3 protein-coding genes and 2 pseudogenes are annotated in these 3,448 nt (G+C 62.8%); 1 reads left to right on the top strand and 4 read right to left on the bottom strand.

What is annotated here, in order from left to right:
* From NV64_RS24250 to rsmD, 4 genes and pseudogenes are all read right to left on the bottom strand, one after another.
* A pseudogene (locus NV64_RS24250) lies at positions 1–1,214 on the bottom strand (cation transporter); the annotation flags it as partial.
* Between the two features lie 91 nt (positions 1,215–1,305).
* A complete protein-coding gene (locus tag NV64_RS20585) occupies positions 1,306–1,932 on the bottom strand; it encodes a lysoplasmalogenase (RefSeq protein WP_056232663.1) in 627 nt (208 codons plus the stop codon).
* 170 nt (positions 1,933–2,102) lie between these two features.
* A complete protein-coding gene (locus NV64_RS20580; protein WP_056232661.1) occupies positions 2,103–2,372 on the bottom strand; it encodes a DUF1145 family protein in 270 nt (89 codons plus the stop codon).
* On the bottom strand, positions 2,362–2,967 hold the full coding sequence (gene rsmD / locus NV64_RS20575; protein ID WP_056232659.1) for a 16S rRNA (guanine(966)-N(2))-methyltransferase: 606 nt from the start codon (positions 2,965–2,967) through the stop codon (positions 2,362–2,364). The genes NV64_RS20580 and rsmD overlap by 11 nt, the downstream gene beginning before the upstream one ends.
* A 175-nt stretch (positions 2,968–3,142) precedes the next feature.
* Here rsmD and NV64_RS20570 point away from each other — a divergent pair.
* A pseudogene (locus NV64_RS20570) lies at positions 3,143–3,448 on the top strand (signal recognition particle-docking protein FtsY); the annotation flags it as partial.

Raw genomic sequence — 3,448 nt, 5'->3', positions numbered from 1 at the left:
CCCTTATAGATCCAGGGCTGCCATCCGGCGGCCAGCAGCAGCGGCGGCACCACGGCCACCAGCAGCGCCAGCGCCATAATCACCGGCGTATACACCCGGCTGAAGCGATCGAGGAAGCGTTCGATCGGTGCCCGCCGCTCTTCGGCTTCTTCGATTAGCGTAAGAATACGGTCAATGGCGCTATGGCCCGGCTCGGAGACCACCTCCAGCCGGACCTGACGGTCGATGCTCAGGCAGCCGGCGGCCACCTTTTCACCCTCAAGGCGTTCTACCGGCAGGGACTCGCCGGTCATCGCACTCTCATCAAAGCTGGCCGTACGGCTCAGCAGCCGCGCGTCGGCCGGCAGCCGTGCGCCGGCGGCGACCTCAATCACATCCCCCGGGCGCAGCGCGCTGACCGGTACGCTTTCGCGCTGGCCGTCGCGCAGACGCACCGCGTCGTCCGGCTGCAGCGCCATCAGCGCGGTGACTCCCCTGCGCGCGCGGCCGGCGGCGAAGGACTCCAGCCGTTCGCCGAGCATAAACAGCAGCAGTACCATCGCCGCTTCGGCGGTCGCACCGATAAACAGCGCGCCGATGGCGGCCACGCTCATCAGGGTTTCAATGCTGAACGGCGATCCGCTGCGCATCAGCCGCAGCGCGCTGCGGGCTATCGGCCAGACGCCGAACAGGGTGGTGACGATATACGCCACGGTTCCCGCGCCGGGAGCGTAGTGCGCGATGAGTGCGCTGGCCGCCATCAGCAGCGCGAGGATAATCAGGCTGCGGTTTTCACGCCACAGGCCGGGAGCGGGCCGGACGGCGGGCTGCATGCCGCTGCGCAACAGCTGAAAACCGGCGCGATCTACCGCCTGTTCCACCGCCTGCTGCAGATCGCTGGCGGCATCCACCAGCAGTTTTTCACTGGCAAATACCACGCGGGCCTGGACCACGCCGGGCAGCTGGCGAACGGCGGTTTCTACTTTACGGGCGCAGGCCGGGCAGTCCATGCCGCTTACCTGCCAGCTGTAGCGTGCGGTGCCGCTGCGCCTGTCGCCCTCATCGTCGGGATCGTGCCCCGGGCTGCAGGTCGCTTCGGCACAACAGGGCGTATCGCCGTGGTCGCCGGTGGCAACGGGGGTGATTTTGCGGATAACGGGACGCGGGGTGCTGCTGCATCCGTGCTGTTTGCTGGCGTGGTGATGACCACAGCCACATGAAGAGTGTGTGTGCATAACGCCTCCTGGCCGGTTACAACGGGCAACAGCGCCCGTTGCACCTATCCTACACTCTGGAGTCGACTCCAGAGTCAAGAGGCTCAGCACGTTACAGCCAAAGCGATCGCACGATCAGGAAGTGCCCGGCAAAGTAACTGGCGGCCACGATCGCGCTGTCGGCGCTAAAGCGGCGGCGGTAATGGCTGATTAACCAGATAATATTCGACAGCAGCAGCAGCAGTGCTCCGGCCATCAGCGTAAAGGCGTTGTCGGTCGGGCGGAACAGGTACAGCTCACTGGCCAGCCAGCTCATCAGCAGGGTGATGCCGAGAAACGTCGCTATCGGCCAGCGCAGATCCTCCAGACGGCTCCACACCGTGGCAATCGTCAGGCCGCCGACGATCAGCAGCGCCAGCGGCAGCGGCCAGAACAGGGTCAGCGTCATCTGGCTGGCAAGGTACAGCGTATACAGCAGGTGCGAGAGGAAAAACGCTCCGATGGCATAGAGCATGCGCTTCTGCGGCAGCAGCGTCAGCGCATCGCCGGCCAGGGTAGCCAGCAGGCCGAGCAGGATCAGATAATCGGTAGTTTGCAGCATCGGCGCCTGCCAGGCCCAGCCGAGCAGCAACAGCAACGTAACCGGTTTAAACACCCAGCGCTGCCACTGCGGGCCACGGTAGGTGGCATCAACGTACAGCCAGCCGGAGAACAGTACGGCGAGGAAGGACCAGATCATAGCGTTATCCCTGATAGCAGATGAAAAACTCCACAATGTCCCCCTCAGTCTAGGCTAATGCGCGGCGCGCTGACAATCAGCGGGCGCGGCAAACCGCTCTTGCGCCGTTGGCAGGCCGCTGCAGCGGGCCGGCAACCCCTGTGCTGCTGCCGGTAAACGGGCGGCAGACTTTACTGTTTCGGGAAGTGTTTCTTCTGCCAGGCCAGCAGTTCAAAGACGCCGAAGAAGAACACCTTCAGCTGCATCACGCCGCTGAGTTTCGCTGCGCCCGCTGGCTGGGTGGTACGCATCAGCACCAGCTGCAGGCCGTGCATAATCACCATAAAGAACAGCGCCACGTTGACAAAATAGGTCAGCGGTTTCGGGAACGGCTGCACCAGGTTGAGCAGCAAAAAGGCCCAGACAAAAATCATCAGCACGCGGCCGGCGTTAATCAGCATGGTTACTCTCTCCTTGTTGGCTGCGACGAACATACAGCCGGTAAGCGACCTGGCCGGCAATTTTTTCCCGGTGCAGGTGCCAGTTAACCGGAACCGGCGGCACGCCGCCTTCCACCTCACACTCAACATAGATCAAAGCGTCATCGCTCAGCCAGCCGTTATTTTCCAGCAGCGTTACGGTCTGCTCCAGCAGCCCCTTGCGAAACGGCGGGTCGATAAACACCAGCTGGTGCGCCTCGCCCTGTTGCGCGAGGAACTGCAGGGTATTGGTATTCACTACCCGACCGCTGCGGCTGCCCAGCGTGGCGAGGTTTTTTTCCAGCTGCTGCGCCACCGGGCGCTCCAGCTCCAGCAGGGTAGCACTGGCCGCGTGGCGCGACAGCGCTTCCAGGCCCAGCGCGCCGCTGCCGGCGAAGCAGTCGAGGCATCTGGCCTGCTGAATATCGGCCGCCAGCCAGTTAAACAGGGTTTCACGCACCCGATCGGTGGTCGGGCGCAGGCCAGCGCTGTCAGGCACCGGCAGCTTACGGCCGCGCCACTGGCCGCCGATGATGCGAATTTGCCCGGCTGATGCACTGCGGGGTTTTTTAGTCATGGTACTGAACTCTTAATAATTTGTTGCACAGTTTAACGGGCGAAACGTGCCGAGGAAACGTAAAAAGGGTGCTGTAACGCCCTCTGGAGAAAGTGTTAGACTAAGGGATTAATTATCAGCTGAATTTTCATACCGGAACCGGACCGGTTTTTCCCGCGAGGAGCGTGGTGGCAACATGGCAAAGAATAAAAAACGTGGCTTTTTCTCCTGGCTTGGCCTTGGGCGTGAAGACAAAACGTCTCAGGATGAAGAACAGCAGGCGTTAGAGCAGCAGGCCGCCGAACGTGCCGCGCAGGAAGCCGCCGACCGTGCCGCCGCAGAGCAGGCCGCACAGGCGGAAGCAGAAGAAAAAGTTCGCGCCGAAGCCGAGGCTGCGCGCGCAGAGGCCGAAAAAGCCCGTGCGGAGGCCGAAGCGGCCCGCGTTGAGGCGGAAGAGAACGCCCGTGCTGAGACAGAAGCCGCTGCCCGCGCAGAGGCCGAA

This window comes from Erwinia sp. B116, from assembly GCF_002865965.1.
Taxonomy (GTDB): domain Bacteria; phylum Pseudomonadota; class Gammaproteobacteria; order Enterobacterales; family Enterobacteriaceae; genus Erwinia.
The sequence above is the reverse complement of the archived record's forward strand: the minus strand, read 5'-3'. Positions and strand labels throughout refer to the sequence as shown.

Excerpts from the sequence above, each read along its gene's own strand:
- NV64_RS20580 (WP_056232661.1), bottom strand. The coding sequence starts at position 2,372 with ATGCTGATTAACGCCGGCCGCGTGCTGATGATTTTTGTCTGGGCCTTT.
- NV64_RS20585 (WP_056232663.1), bottom strand. The coding sequence starts at position 1,932 with ATGATCTGGTCCTTCCTCGCCGTACTGTTCTCCGGCTGGCTGTACGTT.
- rsmD (WP_056232659.1), bottom strand. The coding sequence starts at position 2,967 with ATGACTAAAAAACCCCGCAGTGCATCAGCCGGGCAAATTCGCATCATC.